Source organism: Saccharibacillus qingshengii, from assembly GCF_013185195.1.
GTDB classification, from domain to species: Bacteria; Bacillota; Bacilli; order Paenibacillales; family Paenibacillaceae; genus Saccharibacillus; species Saccharibacillus qingshengii.
Window position 1 is genome coordinate 1 of the sequence record NZ_JAAZWC010000040.1, and the last position, 15,482, is coordinate 15,482.

Annotated in this window: 12 protein-coding genes; 9 read left to right on the forward strand and 3 right to left on the reverse strand. The window is 55.4% G+C overall.

The window, feature by feature from the left end; genetic code table 11:
- The first annotated feature begins 103 nt into the window (after positions 1-103).
- The 5 genes from HRQ60_RS21740 to HRQ60_RS21760 all read left to right on the forward strand — a co-directional run bounded on the left by HRQ60_RS21740 (position 104) and on the right by HRQ60_RS21760 (position 6,273).
- Complete coding sequence (locus HRQ60_RS21740; protein WP_172200241.1) at positions 104-1,105, forward strand: 2-oxoacid:acceptor oxidoreductase family protein; 1,002 nt, start codon at positions 104-106, stop codon at positions 1,103-1,105.
- Positions 1,106-1,140: 35 nt separating this feature from the next.
- The gene (locus tag HRQ60_RS21745) at positions 1,141-3,447 is read left to right on the forward strand and encodes a thiamine pyrophosphate-dependent enzyme (protein ID WP_172200244.1); all 2,307 of its coding nucleotides are present in this window, start codon (positions 1,141-1,143) and stop codon (positions 3,445-3,447) included.
- Positions 3,448-3,632: 185 nt separating this feature from the next.
- Positions 3,633-4,634 carry an acrylyl-CoA reductase family protein gene (locus tag HRQ60_RS21750; protein WP_172200247.1) on the forward strand — a complete coding sequence of 334 codons (1,002 nt, stop codon included), beginning with the start codon at positions 3,633-3,635 and terminating at the stop codon, positions 4,632-4,634.
- Between the two features lie 211 nt (positions 4,635-4,845).
- A complete protein-coding gene (locus HRQ60_RS21755) occupies positions 4,846-5,823 on the forward strand; it encodes a CobW family GTP-binding protein (protein ID WP_172200250.1) in 978 nt (325 codons plus the stop codon).
- Positions 5,824-5,928: 105 nt separating this feature from the next.
- Positions 5,929-6,273, forward strand: coding sequence for a four-helix bundle copper-binding protein (locus tag HRQ60_RS21760; protein WP_172200253.1), 345 nt, complete (start codon positions 5,929-5,931; stop codon positions 6,271-6,273).
- 147 nt (positions 6,274-6,420) lie between these two features.
- Here HRQ60_RS21760 and HRQ60_RS21765 read toward each other — a convergent pair whose 3' ends face one another.
- On the reverse strand, positions 6,421-6,633 hold the full coding sequence (locus HRQ60_RS21765) for an ABC transporter permease family protein (RefSeq protein ID WP_216671668.1): 213 nt from the start codon (positions 6,631-6,633) through the stop codon (positions 6,421-6,423).
- A 465-nt stretch (positions 6,634-7,098) separates the two neighbouring features.
- On the opposite strand from HRQ60_RS21765, the gene argS reads away from it, so the two are divergent.
- The 3 genes from argS (at position 7,099) to HRQ60_RS21780 (ending at position 10,299) form a co-directional block, all read left to right on the forward strand.
- Positions 7,099-8,793 carry an arginine--tRNA ligase gene (gene argS / locus HRQ60_RS21770; protein ID WP_172200256.1) on the forward strand — a complete coding sequence of 565 codons (1,695 nt, stop codon included), beginning with the start codon at positions 7,099-7,101 and terminating at the stop codon, positions 8,791-8,793.
- Between the two features lie 120 nt (positions 8,794-8,913).
- The gene (locus HRQ60_RS21775; RefSeq protein ID WP_172200259.1) at positions 8,914-9,843 is read left to right on the forward strand and encodes a protease complex subunit PrcB family protein; all 930 of its coding nucleotides are present in this window, start codon (positions 8,914-8,916) and stop codon (positions 9,841-9,843) included.
- Positions 9,844-10,017: 174 nt separating this feature from the next.
- Positions 10,018-10,299, forward strand: coding sequence for a protease complex subunit PrcB family protein (locus HRQ60_RS21780; RefSeq protein ID WP_172200262.1), 282 nt, complete (start codon positions 10,018-10,020; stop codon positions 10,297-10,299).
- A 398-nt stretch (positions 10,300-10,697) separates the two neighbouring features.
- On the opposite strand, the gene HRQ60_RS21785 is transcribed toward HRQ60_RS21780, so the two are convergent.
- Both HRQ60_RS21785 and HRQ60_RS21790 read right to left on the reverse strand, forming a co-directional pair.
- On the reverse strand, positions 10,698-12,833 hold the full coding sequence (locus HRQ60_RS21785; RefSeq protein ID WP_172200265.1) for an ABC transporter ATP-binding protein: 2,136 nt from the start codon (positions 12,831-12,833) through the stop codon (positions 10,698-10,700).
- Positions 12,823-14,595 carry an ABC transporter ATP-binding protein gene (locus tag HRQ60_RS21790; protein ID WP_172200268.1) on the reverse strand — a complete coding sequence of 591 codons (1,773 nt, stop codon included), beginning with the start codon at positions 14,593-14,595 and terminating at the stop codon, positions 12,823-12,825. The genes HRQ60_RS21785 and HRQ60_RS21790 overlap by 11 nt, the downstream gene beginning before the upstream one ends.
- A 524-nt stretch (positions 14,596-15,119) precedes the next feature.
- Here HRQ60_RS21790 and HRQ60_RS21795 point away from each other — a divergent pair.
- Positions 15,120-15,413: a HesB/YadR/YfhF family protein gene (locus HRQ60_RS21795; protein ID WP_172200271.1), complete on the forward strand. Its 294-nt coding sequence runs from the start codon at positions 15,120-15,122 to the stop codon at positions 15,411-15,413.
- Positions 15,414-15,482: the final 69 nt, after the last annotated feature.

Here is a 15,482-nt window from a genome sequence, read left to right on the forward strand (position 1 = left end):
TATTCTACACGAATCCGGCCATGAGCCCTTTTTGTATTCAGTTCGAGGTGTTGCACTTCATTTTACAATCCGTCTTAAAATAAAATACGGAGGGGGAAAAAGTGTGACGGTACTGCCTGAAGTCAATCAACTCGGCTTTTTTGAAATCCGTCTGGAATCGATCGGGGGACTCGGAGCCAATCTGGCCGGCAAGATGCTGGCCGAAGCCGGGATCGTCGGAGCGGGCGTGGACGGAGTGAGTTTCTCGTCGTACGGTTCGGAGAAAAAAGGATCGCCGGTTAAAGCGCATATCCGTTTCTGCGAGTTCGGTACGCCGATTCGCGATACATCGCCGATCGAACATCCTCATGTGATCGGTATTTTTCATGAAGCCCTGCTGGCATCGGGAGCCGCTTCCGGAATTCGGCCGGGCGGTATGATTCTGGTGAATTCGGCGCATTCCGCGCAGCGGATCATCGAACAATCGGATGTACGCGGCTGCACGGTCGCGGTACTCGATGCGACGCGGATTGCCATGGAAGAGAAGAACAAGGTGAATATGGCCATGTTGGGCGGTTTGTTCCGTTTGTGCGGATTCCTCGACCCGGCATTCATGAAAGACGTAATCGCGAAGTCGCTCGGTAAAAAATATCCGCAGGCGGTGGAGCAGGCGATACGCGTGTTCGAACGCGGTTATGCGGAAATCCAGACAATGGAAAGCCTGGCGCCTGCTGCGGAAGAATCGGCTGCCGCCGCAGCACCGGAAAGCCCGTTCGGCTATCTGAATCAACCGCTGGGCGGCGTGGTCGTGACACCCGGAAGCAGTCTGCTGAAAGATCTCAGTATCTCGCGTTCGGGCATGCTTCCGGCGTTTGATCCGGCGACCTGTATCCATTGTGCGCAGTGCGATACGGCTTGTCCCGATCTGTGCTTCGTCTGGGAAGAGCAGCCGGATAAACGCGGCCGGATGCAGATGTTCCTGCAGGGGATCGATTATCAATACTGCAAAGGTTGTCTCAAATGCGTCGAAGCCTGTCCGACCGATTCGCTGTCGCGCATGCTCGAAGAAGAAGGATACGCCGCCGCAAATCGGGTGAAACAGCGCTTCGATTTTGTTGAAGCCTGATAGCAGCCGATAAGACAGGAAAGGAAGGAAAACGCATGGCAATCGATTATTCCAAAGAAGTTCGGCAGGAACGCGTGAAGCAGCGTATGGTATATGAATCAGGCAACGAAATGGCCGCTTATGCGGCTCACCAGATCGACTATCATATTATGGGGTATTTCCCCATTTCCCCTTCGACCGAAGTGGCGCAGCATTTGGATCTGATGAAAACGGAAGGCAAACATGGCATCCGTCTTGTGCCGTCCGACGGCGAGCACAGCTCCGCCGGGATCTGTTACGGCGCCTCGACCGGCGGAGGCCGGGTATTCAATGCGACAAGCGCCCAGGGTTATCTGTATATGCTCGAACAGATGCCGGTGCAGTCCGGCACCCGTTTTCCGATGGTGCTCAACCTGGTCTGCCGCTCCGTCTCGGGACCGCTGAATATTCACGGCGACCACTCCGATCTATACTTCGCTTTGAATACGGGCTGGCCGATCCTCATGTGCCGCGATCCGCAGGCCGTGTACGATATGAATCTGATGGCGCTCAAGCTGGCGGAAGATCCGGAAGTGCGCCTTCCGGTTATGGTCGCCTATGACGGCTACTTCACTTCGCATCAGAAGCGCCGGGTCCAGACGTTTGAAGACCGTGCGGATGTCATGGCCTTCGTCGGCGAGAAGTCTCCGGAAGGTTTCGCCAACGCGCTTGACCGCGAGAATCCGATTACGATCGGTCCCTACATGAACGAACCCGACTATATGAATAACCGCTATCAGATGTCCCAAGCGATGTACCGGGCAGAAGCGGTATTCGAACGGATTTCCGCGGAGTATACGGAACTCACGGGACGCGAGTATCCGGTGCTGGATCAGTATCGGATGGACGATGCCGAAGTCGCCGTATTCGTCATGAATTCGGCTTCGGAAAGTATCAAGGATGTCGTGGACGAGCTGCGCGCAAAAGGAATCAAAGCCGGTTCGATCGCTCCGAACCTGATCCGGCCTTTCCCGCAGCGGCAGATCGCCGAAGCGCTCAAGCATGTTCGGGCCATCACCGTAGGCGACCGTGCGGATTCCTGCGGCGCTCACGGCGGCAATATGCTGAACGAAGTCAAAGCCGCTTTGTTTACACACGGTAACCGTGATATTCAAGTAATGGGACGCGTCTATGGACTCGGCGGCAAAGAATTCCGTGCCGAAGACGGCCGCCATTTCTTCGATCTGGCGATCGAAGCGGCGGCCCGAAACGAAGTGGCTGTGCCGTTCGATTTCTACGGCCATACGCCGGGCGATCCTTTGCAGTCGCCGAAACGCCTGCTGAAGCCGCTGAATTTCGATGATCTCAAGACCGGTCTGATTACGGTGACGCCCAATCCGGAAACGGGCAAATTGGCTGTCAAGATTCCTCCGCTCCGTTCCCTGACGAAGAAACCCAAACGTCTGGCGCCCGGACACGGAGCTTGTCCCGGCTGCGGTATTTTTTCGGGACTGGAACTGTTTTTCAAAGGGATCGAAGGCGACATCGTCACTTTGTTCCATACGGGCTGTGCGATGGTTACCACAACGGGCTATCCGCATTCTTCGCACAAAGCCACGTACCTGCATAATCTATTCCAGAACGGAGCGGCGACGCTGTCGGGCCTTGTCGAAATGTTCTGGGAGCGCAAGCGCCGCGGCGAATTCGAAGCTTTCGGACTGCAGGAAGACTTTACCTTTGTTATGGTTACAGGCGACGGTGGGATGGATATCGGCATGGGACCGGCGATCGGCGCCGCACTGCGCGGACACCGCATGATTATCGTCGAGTATGATAACGAAGGTTATATGAACACGGGAGCGCAGCTGTCGTATTCGACTCCGCTGGGCCACCGGACCTCGACTTCGGGTGTGGGCCAAGCCCAACAGGGCAAGTCGTTCCATCATAAGGATACGGCGCAGATCATGGCGGCCACGAATATCCCTTATGTATTCACGGGGAGCGAAGCGTATCCGCAGGATCTGGTCAAAAAGGCTGCCAAAGCGCATTGGTATGCCCAGAATGTCGGACTTGTCTACGGCAAGATTCTGATCGCCTGTCCACTGAACTGGTTGTCTCCGGACGACCAGGGGGCCAACATCGTCGATGCTGCCGTCAGCTCGAACTTTTTCCCTTTGTATGAAGTCGAGCAGGGGATCACGACCATCACGTATAATCCCGAAGAAAAAAATAAAAAGGTTCCGGTAACGGACTGGTTGAAGCGAATGGGCAAGACGCGTCACCTGCTGAAACCGGAAAACGAAGCGGCTCTGCAGGATTTTGAACGCGAAGTGGAACTGCGCTGGAACCGGCTCAAAGCCAAACATGAACATCCGGATCTATAAGCGTGAGTCCGCTTGATCCTCAGCTCCATCGCGATATCCGAGCGGCCGGTGACCTACCGGCCGCTTTGCGTCGCTTAAGAAGAAGCTTCCTTGGCGGCTGGAACCGGAAGCGGCATTGGGTTAGGATAAAAGAGGATCGGCCCGGCGATATCCGGCCGTATAGAATTGTATTGGAGGAGAGCAAGATGACAGAGACATTCCGCGCTTTTTGGCTGGAAGAATCGGAAGGCAAAGTAACGGGTACGCTTAAATCATTGACTTCGGAAGATCTGCCGCAGGGCGAAGTGCTCGTGCGTGTGCAGTATTCCGATGTCAACTACAAAGACGGATTGGCCAGTATCAAGGAAGGACGCGTCGTACGCGAATATCCGTTTATCCCCGGGATTGACCTGGCAGGGAAAGTCATTGCTTCGGAAGACGCGCGTTTTGCCGCCGGCGATCAGGTGCTGTGTACCGGTTACGGATTGGGCGTTTCGCACTTTGGCGGCTACAGCGAGCAGGCCAGAGTACCGGCCGATTGGCTGATCAAGCTGCCGCAAGGTCTGACACCCCGTGAAGCGATGATCCTTGGAACGGCCGGCTTCACAGCCGGAATGTCGGTCGAAGCGATCCTCAGCGCCGGCATTACGCCGGAAAGCGGACCTGTGCTGGTGACCGGGGCTTCGGGAGGCGTAGGCAGCGTGGCTGTCGCCATTTTGGCCAAACTCGGCTTTGAAGTGACCGCCAGCAGCGGCAAGCCGCATGAGTGGGATATGCTGAAGCGGCTGGGTGCTTCGCATACGGTCTCGCGCGAAGAAGCCCAAGCGCCGTCCCACGGCCCGCTTGGCAAAAGCGTATGGGCTGCGGTCGTCGATCCTGTCGGCGGAGCCGGTACAGGCGAGCGGCTCAAATCGATCCGTTACCGGGGTGTTCTGGCTTTGTCCGGTTTGACCGGGGGCGGAGACTTCGGCACAAGCGTCCATCCATTCATTTTGCGCGGCGTTACGCTGGCAGGGATCGATTCGGTCCAGTGTCCGCTTCCGCTGCGGCTGGAAGTCTGGAACAAGCTGGCATCGGACTGGAAGCCGGATACCGTATTCGAACATGGTGTGCGCGAGCTGACGCTCGAACAGCTGCCGGGTGCATTGGACCTGATCTTAAAAGGCGAAGCGGTCGGCCGTCAGCTGGTGCGGGTATCGGCCGAATAACAGCAGTTTGTAAGATTTCTCAAAACCTGCCCAATCGGGACGCGAGTGTATCGCGTTTCGGTTGGGCTTTTTCCGGTCCTGGCTGTCTGCCGAATGTTCGTCAAACAAACCGCGGCCTTCTAGGGAACCGTTGCGCTTCCCTGCCGGCTGTAGTAGACTCAATCATCGGATGGTTCCTTTGTAAACAAGATCGATACAGGAGGTTGTACAGATGCAAAACGACATACCCGTCTATCTGCTGACCGGATTTCTCGGCAGCGGCAAGACGACGCTGCTTCAGCGGCTGGTCGCCCATTGGCAGAGTCAGGGACTCAAGCCCGGCGTGATTATCAACGAATTGGGCGACGTCAATCTGGACGGGCTGCTTGTCGAATCGGAGGTGCCGACTTCCGAACTGTTGGGAGGCTGTATCTGCTGCACGGTGCGCGAAGACCTGGCCGGCGAACTTGCCCTGCTGGTCGAGCGCGACCGGCCGGATGTGATTCTGATCGAAGCGACCGGTGCCGCCAATCCGATCGACCTGCTCGATTCCGCGACCGAAACGTCGATGTATGCCGGCATTGCGATCCAAGGATTGATTGCGGTGGCCGATGCCGCCCACCTGCTGGAGATGCGCCGTAACCTGGGCGGGCGCACGTATGCGCTGATGCAGGACCAGATTCGCTGCGCTTCGGCGATTCTGTTGAACAAGATCGACCGGGTAAGCGAGGATGAAGCCCTCGAACTGGAAGCCGCCATTTCGGGATGGAACACCTATGCGCCGGTCATGCGCACGATCCGGTGCGAGACCGATCTGAACCTGCTGCTCGGAACGGGATTTGCGGAAGAGAGAGCCGAACAAGGTCCGCTGCGGCGTACGCCGTCGGGTGGTCTGAACATGCTGGGTTCAAGCCACGGACATGTAACTTCGTACACGTATCGCTTTACCGGTCCCGTCGACAGCGAACGGTTTGAAGCTTTGATCGGCGAACTTCCGCGCGAAATCTACCGGGCGAAAGGGCTGCTGACTTTTTCCGATACCGCAAGCCGTTTTTTGTTCCAATATGCTTTCCGGGAACTCGACTTTATTAAAGTAACGCCTCAGGGAGACTTGGACGATACGGCCGTATTTATCGGTGAGCATTTTTCGGCAGCGGAACTGCGCCTCAAACTTGAAGCGTTGGAAGCGGCAGCGGAACCGCGCGAATAAGCGAATCGGCATGCAGGCCGAAAGGGTTTCAATTTTGTCATTTTTCGGGTAATGGTAGCTATCAAGGGCCATCGGGCCTCATCCATACACCGGGAGGAAAACAACATGACCAACTTGACCGTGACTACATACAAAGAGTGTATCGACGCCTGCATCCGCTGCATGAACGTCTGTAATGTCAGCTACGTTTCGAGCCTCAAAGGGCTGGATATTTTCGAGCTTCGCGAATGTCTGCGCCTCGACCGCGAATGCGCGGACCTGTGCGGGGTCGCGATTCAAGCGATGACGCGCAACAGCCCGTTCGTGGCCGAAATTTGCGAACTGGTCGCCAAAGCCTGCGATGCGTGCGCCGAAGAGTGCATGAAGCATCCGCACGAGCACTGCCAGGAATGCGTAAGCGTCTGCCGCGAATGCGCGAGCATCTGCCGGGGCATTTTGGTGGCCGCTTAAGCCGCGAATCCGCGTCCGGGTTTGACCGAAGACCGTCTCCTTGCGGAGGCGGTCTTTTTGCCGCACGACTCATTATCTGCAGCACGAAAAACTCCGGCGAAAGAGCACTCTTTCGCCGGAGTTTTTTGCGTACGGGATTCGATAGGTTCAGCCTTTGGTGCCGGCCATGAGATAATTCCATTGCGTCTGCACGCTGCCGCGGAACGACTGGAGACCGATCAGCAGCGTGTACAGCACTTCGTCGTTGACGTACAGCAGCGGACCGAGGAAATCGTTCCACGCGCCGTTAAAAGCGAACACGGCGATCGCGGCCAACGTCGGTTTGGACAGCGGAATCACGATTCTCGCCCAGATGTACACATAGATGGTATGTCTTTCCGAAAAATATGCCCAATAAACAGGGATCGCTTGCTTCTTGATCGCAGGCCCTCTATAATGGCGAAAAGACTTATCGATGAATGTCCATGAACGGGAGAGTATCCGAAAGCGTCAGCGGAAGCAGCGAGCCGGGAGAGTGGGAGCCGGCACCGCACCGATCGGAGAAGCGCACCCGGGAGGCGGCAGTTCGAACGTCTGCACCCGGCCGATAGGCGGTATGCAGAACTGTGTAGAGCTGCCCGGCCACGGCGCCGTTACCGCCGCTCAAGAGGTTCAAGCACGCTGTTTTTAAGAGTGGAAGTGCTTGGGCTATAAGAGTGGTACCGCGGGAGTTTAAGCTCTCGTCTCTTTATAGAGACGAGGGCTTTTTTGCGTCCTTTTTCGGGAGTGCGTCTTGACCGGGTAGAGCGTTTGGAATCGATAATCGGAATAGGGGAGGAACAGAATATGAATCTATCGCAAATTGCGGGGCAGCTCGATACCCTGTTGGAATGGGAAAAAGGAACGGCGGAACCGCTGCTCGAGCAGCCGCCGGACCCGAAGTTGGGAGACGCGGCTTTTCCGTGCTTTACGCTGTCCAAGTCGCTGAGACGTGCGCCGCAGCAAATCGCGTCCGAATTGGCGCAGCGTTTCAAGCTGGACGGAGTGGAAGCCGCCGCCGAGGGGGCCTATCTGAACTTCAGACTTCGGCGCGGCTCGTGCGCGGCGGGTTTGTTTGAACAAGCGGAGCTCCAGCCGGTCGACGGCGAAGGACGCACGATCGTGATCGATCTGTCGTCGCCGAATATCGCCAAGCCGTTTGGAGTGGGGCATCTGCGTTCGACGGTGATCGGAGCTGCCCTTTACCGGATGTATGCTGCCGCCGGCGACCATCCCGTCAGCGTCAATCATCTGGGCGACTGGGGGACCCAGTTCGGCAAGCAGATTACGGCTTACAAACGCTGGGGCAGCGAAGAACGGCTGAAGGCTTCTCCGATTCGCGAATCGCTGGATCTGTATGTCCGCTTTCACGAAGAAGCCGAAAATGACCCGGGGCTCGAAGTCGAAGCGCGCGATTGGTTCCGGCGGTTGGAAGGCGGAGATCCGGAAGCTCTTCGGCTGTGGCGGTATTTCGTCGAAGTCAGCTTGACCGAATTCAACCGGATGTACGAGCGCCTGGGCGTCTCGTTCGACAAAGTGCTGGGCGAAAGCTTTTATAACGATAAAATGGGGGCGGTCGTCGAAGAACTTCGGAAAAAAGGGCTGCTGGAAGAAAGCGAAGGCGCGCAGGTCGTCCGGCTGGAAGAGGAAGAAATGCCGCCCTGCCTGATTCTCAAGTCCGACGGAACAACGATTTATCCGACGCGGGATCTGGCCACCGCCCTTTATCGGCACGATGTGCTCGGAGCCGACAAACTGCTGTATGTGGTCGGGGCGGAGCAGTCGCTGCATTTCCGTCAGGTATTCGCGGTGCTGCGCAGGATGGGCCGTACATGGGCAGACACCTGTACACATATCCCGTTTGGGCTGATGAAATTTGAAGGCAAAAAGATGTCGACGCGCCGGGGCAAAGTCGTATTTCTTGAAGAGGTATTGGACGAAGCGGTCTCGCGGGCGGCAGCCATCATGGAAAATAAAAATCCGCAGCTAAAAAATCGGGATGCCGTTGCGGAAGCGGTAGGCATTGGAGCGATCGTATTCGGAGACCTCAAAAACAACCGGATTGGCGAGATCAACTTCTCTTTGGAAGAAGCGGTGCAGTTTGAAGGAGAGACCGGGCCGTATGTCCAATATACGCATGCGCGGGCCTGCAGCATTCTTCGCAAAGCGGAAGCCGTGGCATCGCAGATCCGTGCCAATATAAGTTTCGACGACGAAGCGGGATCGGCATACGACTGGGATGATGCATCCTGGGAGCTGCTCAAGCGTCTCGGCGATCATGAAGCGGAGCTGCGCCGCGGACTGCATCGGCACGAACCTTCGGTCATGGCACGTTATGCGCTGGATCTTGCGAAGCTGTTCAACCGGTTTTATCACAGCAACAAAGTACTTACCGATGACGTACAGGCTCAAAAAGTGAGATTGGAGCTGACCCGTCTGACCGCCGTGCGGCTGAACTGGACACTGAGCCTGCTCGGGATCGGGTCTCCGGAAGAAATTTAAGCGCAGATTTGCAGGATGAATTCGGCTGCGGCAGGCCATTTTCGAAAACGCTGCAACCTTTTGGGGTGGGGGCCCGTCTGCAAGGGTAAGAAACAGACTACTAAGAAGAGGTGACCCCCTATGAAGAAAACAGTAAAAGCTTGTGCAGCATTAGTCATGGCCGGATCGTTCGCGTTTGCCGCGTCGGCCTCCGCTTTCAGTGACGTAACCGACAACGGAAATGCCAAAATCGCCGAGTCCCTGCAGCAGCAGGGTATTATGAAAGGCGTCGGTTCGGACCGTTTTGCACCGGGGCTTGATCTGAGCAACGCGCAGGCGATTCAGCTGATCGTGAACGCATTCGGTTTGGAAACCGATCCGGGCGTGGATTATAAGCCGGATCCGAAGTTCAATAACGATGCTTGGTACGCTCCGGCTTACGAAGCGGCCCTGCATAACCAAATCAAGACCGTAACGAAAAGCGACTCGGCAGGTGGCAAAATCACCCGCGAATCGTTCGCAAGTCTGCTGCTTGAAGGCATCAACACAACAGGCCAGTATCCGACCACCAAAATGTTTATCGTATTCGAAGATCAGGACGAATTTACCGGCGACCATCTGAATGCGATCCAGACACTCGGCAACATGCGGATTCTCTCTCCGGCCAATGGCGAATTCCGTCCTCAGGATCCGATTACCCGTATGGAAGCAGCCCAAATGGTCTATAATGCAGTCGAGTTCATCCAAAAGGTCAACGGCGGCAGTGACGAAGGTTCCGAAGAAGGCGGCGTGAATGTCACAACGTCGACCGAAGCGGACGGACGCGTCAAAGCGACGCTGAAAGCTTCCCTGCCGAATCCGGGTTACGGATTGAAGATCGACGGCGTGAAATACGAAGGCGGCAAAGCGATCATCCAATATACGGTAACGAACCCCGATCCGGATATGATGTATCCGCAGGTGATTACCGACGTGGAAGTTTCTACCTATCTGACCGGGACTTACACGGAAGTAACGACTGAACAGAACGGCGGAACTAAACCCGTAACGGATACCAAATCGTTGAAATAAGTCCCAAATTGCACAGATGGGCAAAGTTTCTCTGTGCCAAAAGGCTCTTCCCGTATTCGGGAAGAGCCTTTTTTTGATGCCGGATGTCTTTGACGAAATGGTGTATAATGGCCGTTAAGTTCATTTCATCAACCTGTATAAAAACCTGATTGTTCAAGAGAGGAGAGGAAGCAGATGGCGATCTCCATAACGGCCGAAGCGGACGGAAGAGTCAAAGCGACGCTGAAAGTTGCGCTGCCGAATCCGGGATATGAGCTGCATATTCGCGAAGTCACCTATACCAACGGCAGGGCGGTGATCCGATATGCGGTCTCTTCCCCGCAGCCTGGCTCCCTGTATCCGCAGGTGATTACCGAAGCCGAAGCGTTCACTTACCTGACCGGTGCGTATACCGAAGTAACAGCCGAGCAGGTCGGCCGGCCGCATCGCAAACCGGACGCGAAGCTGCTGGAGTAAGCCATCCGCGGGAGCGGGAATCCGGAGCAGAGAGAAATGCGGTTGCGGAGGAAGTCACGAAAAAGAGCGTTCCCTTGTAGGGGAACGCTCAGGCTGTCGAGAAAGTCCTATTCGTTGTAGAAGCTCGTCGGCTGCGGGAGAAATTCGTTTCGGTCGCGTGTTGAAATCGGGAAAAACGATCGAATTTCAATGGAATTTTCCCGATTTCAAAGGCGAACTATAGCATAAGCTTCCGAAGTGCATTTCTTCGAAATGCTTTAGCTCCTACACTGAATTTCTCCCTTCGCCTCCTCGCTTCACTCGGAAGCAGACCTTTCTCGACACGTTGAGCGTTCCCTTGTGGGGAACGCTCTTTTGCTGTTTGCTCTGCGCCGAATCAAGTGCAAAGGTCGAACGATTTAGTCTCCGCTTGCTCCGCCGAATGCCGGACGGGCATCAAAGCCCGATTCCGGCTTGCCAGTGACCGGCGTAATCGAATCGCCGCCGCCCTGCTGCAGCTGATACATTTGGAAGTAGCGGCCGCCGTGGGCCATCAGTTCGTCGTGACTGCCGCGTTCGACGATCTCGCCGCGATGCAGCACCAGGATCTGGTCCGCGCTGCGGATCGTCGACAAACGGTGGGCGATGACGAACGTCGTCCGCCCTTTTTTAAGGACATTCAGCGCGGATTGGATCAACGATTCCGTCTCGGTATCGATGTTCGCGGTCGCTTCGTCGAGAATCAAGATAGCGGGATCGAACGCCAGCGCACGGGCGAACGAGATCAGCTGACGCTGTCCGGCGGACAGCGTGCTGCCTTTTTCCACGACCGGTTCGTCGAAACCTCCCGGAAGGTCGGCCAGAATCTTGTCCGCACCGACTTCGCGAAGCGCTTCGTTGACACGTTCGCGGCTGATCCGTTCGTCGCCCAGGCTTACATTGGATGCGATCGTACCTGTGAACAGGTAAGGGTCCTGCAGCACGATGCCCATATGCTGGCGGATATGCTGTTTCGGCAGATCCAGCACGCTCTGGCCGTCGATCGTAATTGTGCCTTTTTGCGGATCATAGAAGCGGAACAGCAGATTGATGATCGAACTTTTGCCCGAGCCCGTATGGCCGACCAATGCGACCGTTTGGCCCTGCTTCGCTTTGAACGAGATGTTTTTGAGTACATAGTCTTTTTTGTAGGCGAAGGAGACGTCTTTGAAAGCGACATCGCCTTTGTAACGCGTCATGCCGCCGTCGGTAACGTTCTCGCCCGGCTCGTCCAGCAGTTCGAATACCCGTCCCGCCGAGACCATAGCCGAGTCCAGCGCAGCCAGTTGGTTCATCATACCGGTAATCGGTTGGAACAAGCGTCCCAGAATATCGACGAACGCGTAAAGCGCACCGAGTGAGATGACAGATTCGGCGCCGCCGATCGTCGAGGAACCGAAATACCAGATGACGACCGTGAACGCCAGGTTGCGCAGCACATTGACCAGATTATGGGAAGTGAGCGAATTCAAGTTGAGCATTTTGTTCTGGTGTTTCATGTAATCGCCGTTCAGTTCTTCGAATTCGTCGCGCGTCTGCTTTTCGCGTCGGAACACGCGGATGATCGACATGCCCTGAATAGACTCATTGATGATCGCGTTCAATTCGCTGAGACGTGAACGAATGATGGTATTGTACTGGGTTGCGATCTTGCGGTACAGATAGATCCACAGGATGATCAGCGGAATGATAAACAGCGAAACCGCAGCCAGACGGGGATCCAGAATAAACAAAGCGATATAAATACCGGTGATATACACAATGCCGGTCGTGAAGTTGGACAAGACCGCGATAAACAAATCTTTGACCGCTTCGGTATCGTTGGTAATTCGGGAGACGACTTTGCCGGCCGGCAGATTATCGAAAAAGTGGACCGGAAGCCGCTGAATATGCGCATACAAATCCAGGCGGAGTTTCTGAATAACCCGATTCGCCGACGACTGCAGCCAGTAGGTCTTGCCGAATTCCATCGCAATCGAGATGGCGAGGAACAGCAGATAGAGCAGAATCAGCCGCATAATGCCGGGAATTTCCGGTTCGTAGAAGTTGAAGAGCTCCCCTTTGGACAGCCGCTGCGCCGGATAGGAGACCGTGCCTCCTGCCGTCTCGATCGTGAGTGTTCCGTTTTCGAAGCTGCGGTCTCCTTCGACAACCGGAACCGTTTCGTCGACGAAGACGAAGCCTCGGCCGACCTGCAGAACATGGACTTCTTCGCCGCGCGTCTCGCCTGCGGCAAAACGGTCCCCTCGTTTATAACGGTTTTCCTGATAAGCGACCGTACCTTCGCCGGCTTCGCTTGTTTCGTAATATGGATTTTCGATGCCCATGACATGGTCGTCAATCATCGTTTTGGCAATAAACGGGCTGGCCAGTTCGGCGCCGACGCCGATCGACAGAGCGACAATTGCCGCAATGAATGTGCCTTTTGCGCCTAGAGCGTATCGGAAGAGCCGGGCGGCCGCCTTTTTTTTCGGCACCGCTGTCGTTTCTTCGGGAAGTCCGGTATTAGTGTTCATGGTCGGTAGGCACCTCCTCGGAGGAGAGATTGGATTCCACCTGCTGCCGGTCGTACTGCTCGCGATACCAGCCGCCCTGCGCAATCAGCTGCGCATGGGTGCCCTGCTCGACAATACGTCCTTTTTCCAGCACGACGATATGATCGGCATGCTCGACGGCGGACAGGCGGTGAGTGGAGATCAGCGTTGTTTTTCCTGCACGCTTTTCCCGGATATTGTGAATGATGCGCGCTTCGGTGCGTGCATCGACGGCGGATAAGGCATCGTCGAGAATCAGAATCTGCGGTTCGGCGATAAAGGCGCGAGCCAGCGAGACGCGCTGTTTCTGACCGCCGGAGAGGGAGACGCCGCGTTCGCCCACCCGGGTCTCAAGCCCGTCGGACAGCGTTTCCAGATCGCCTTCGAAAGCGGCGGTACGGATCGCTTCCATAATTTCGTTTTCATCCGCATCGTTTTTACCGTATCGGATATTCTCGCGGACGGTTTTGGAGAACAGGATTTGTTCCTGCGGCACATAACCGATCCAGCTGTGCAGCCGGTCTTTGCCGAGATCTTGAATCGGGGTGTCGGACAGCCGAATATCGCCGGTACCTGTCGGATATTCATGCAGAAGCTGTTTGAGCAGCGTCGATTTGCCGCTGCCGGTCCGGCCTACAACACCCAAAGTCTGTCCGGCGAGCAGCTTCAGACTGACTTCTTCCAGATTATCGACTGTCGAAGTAGGATAACGGAAAGTCACATTCCGGAATTCGATCGATTCGGGACGCTTAATATCGACCGGATGTTCCGGTTCTTCGATGTCCGCTTTGGTAAACAGGACTTCGTTGACCCGATCCAGCGAAGCACCGCCGCGCTGCATGATGTTGATCAGTTCGCCAATCGCGAACATCGGCCAGATCATCATGCCGAGATACATATTGAACGTAACCAGGTCGCCGAGCGTCAATTCGCTGCGGAACACCAGGTAGATCCCGTAAGCCAGTCCGATCAGATAACTCAGCCCGACGCACAGCCGAATATACGGTTCGAACACCGCGTCGACTTTGGCTACGGCCAGGTTCTTTTTGTAGACATCGTTTGTGATATCCGAAAAGCGCTTCTCGTCATGGCGTTCCTGAACATAGGCGCGAATCACGCGGATACCCGCAACCGATTCAAGCACCTGGTCGTTCATATCGCCGAAGGAATCCTGGGCCAGCGTGTAGCGCTGATGAATGATTTTGCCGTAGATGCTCATGCCGATCGCGATGAACGGAAGAGGGATCAGAGCGGCCAAAGTGAGTTTCCAGCTGACGATAAAGCCCATGGCCAGCAGCACGGTAAGCAGGAACAAGGTGGAGTCGGTCAGCGTGAGCATCCCGAATCCTGCGGTCATGGCGACGGCACGCAGATCGTTTGTGGCACGTGCCATCAGATCGCCGGTCCGGTTGCGCTCGAAGAACGGAGGCGTCATCCGCAGCAAATGGGCCATGAAGCGGCTTCTGAGCAGGCGTTCCACCAGATTGGAGCCGCCGAAGAGCTGACGCATCCATATGTACGTAATGCCGTACATGACGACGAGCAGACCGAGAATACCGCCGACGTACATGAACAGCCGCTCGCTGGTGATCAATCCGCCGGCGATGTCGTCGACAGCGATACCGATCAGCCTTGGAGGAAGCAGTTCGATCACGCCGACGAGAACAAGGAAGAAGACCCCGATCAAGTAGCGTCTTTTTTCCTGCCGGAAGAACCAGCCTAGATTGCGAAGGACGGAAAACATTCCATCACTTCCTTTCTTCTTAAAGATAGATTTACCAATCATTTTTGCGAAAACCGCAAAAAAAGCATACCGCGGCGCGCGATATGCTTTAAAAAACGATTCATATGGCGAACGATGGGATAAAGCCAATCGTTCGCATTTTTTCGTCTGTAGGGTGCGGCTCTCAGGCCTTCACAGGCAGGGGAGCGCAGGCCGACCGACGGCGGACGGAAGCTTCATCGATATGAAGTTCGGAAAGGGCAAACTTCGGACGATAGGCGTCTTTGAACGTGAGGCCAAAACTTCCCTTGAACGTTAACATCGAATTCACTCCTTCCTGGGTTTGATGATCGCAAATGATCTCGTATGCTCCCGATTTTAGCACCGTCTCTCAGAAAAAGTCAACGAAAAACTGAAAAGGAGCGCTTGGAAACAAAAGGAGAATCGCTATGAGGTTTGTCGCGAAGCGCGTTGTGGGGTATGATAAAGCTATAAACGAAGCGCGATATACCGCTTTGACCTTGTGCGAAGGAGGGGAACGCGAGATGAGTCTTAATATCACGCAGCAGGCCGCAGATTGGTACAAAAAAGAGCTGGGACTTCAATCCGGCGATTATATCCGGTTTTATGCCAGATATAGCAACACGAGCGATATTCATCCGGGTTTTTCGCTTGGAATCGCAACGGAAGAGCCGAACAATCCGGGATTGACGCAGGATTCGGAAGGCATCACGTTCTACATGGAAGAGAAGGACCTGTGGTATCTCGACGGCTATCAGCTCAACGTCACGTATCTGACGGAGCAGGACGATATTTTGTACGCTTACGAGCGGGAATAAGAACTAATCGCCACACAAAAACCAAAAAGACGAACGAGCCGGGAAGTCCGGTGCGTTCGTCTTTTTGAT

Bases quoted from the DNA above. Each gene is read 5' to 3' on its own strand.
- HRQ60_RS21790 (WP_172200268.1), bottom strand. From the start codon at position 14,595: ATGTTTTCCGTCCTTCGCAATCTAGGCTGGTTCTTCCGGCAGGAAAAA.
- HRQ60_RS21760 (WP_172200253.1), top strand. From the start codon at position 5,929: ATGACCAACTTGACCGTGACTACATACAAAGAGTGTATCGACGCCTGC.
- HRQ60_RS21750 (WP_172200247.1), top strand. From the start codon at position 3,633: ATGACAGAGACATTCCGCGCTTTTTGGCTGGAAGAATCGGAAGGCAAA.
- HRQ60_RS21785 (WP_172200265.1), bottom strand. From the start codon at position 12,833: ATGAACACTAATACCGGACTTCCCGAAGAAACGACAGCGGTGCCGAAA.
- HRQ60_RS21745 (WP_172200244.1), top strand. From the start codon at position 1,141: ATGGCAATCGATTATTCCAAAGAAGTTCGGCAGGAACGCGTGAAGCAG.
- HRQ60_RS21795 (WP_172200271.1), top strand. From the start codon at position 15,120: ATGAGTCTTAATATCACGCAGCAGGCCGCAGATTGGTACAAAAAAGAG.
- argS (WP_172200256.1), top strand. From the start codon at position 7,099: ATGAATCTATCGCAAATTGCGGGGCAGCTCGATACCCTGTTGGAATGG.
- HRQ60_RS21780 (WP_172200262.1), top strand. From the start codon at position 10,018: ATGGCGATCTCCATAACGGCCGAAGCGGACGGAAGAGTCAAAGCGACG.
- HRQ60_RS21775 (WP_172200259.1), top strand. From the start codon at position 8,914: ATGAAGAAAACAGTAAAAGCTTGTGCAGCATTAGTCATGGCCGGATCG.
- HRQ60_RS21755 (WP_172200250.1), top strand. From the start codon at position 4,846: ATGCAAAACGACATACCCGTCTATCTGCTGACCGGATTTCTCGGCAGC.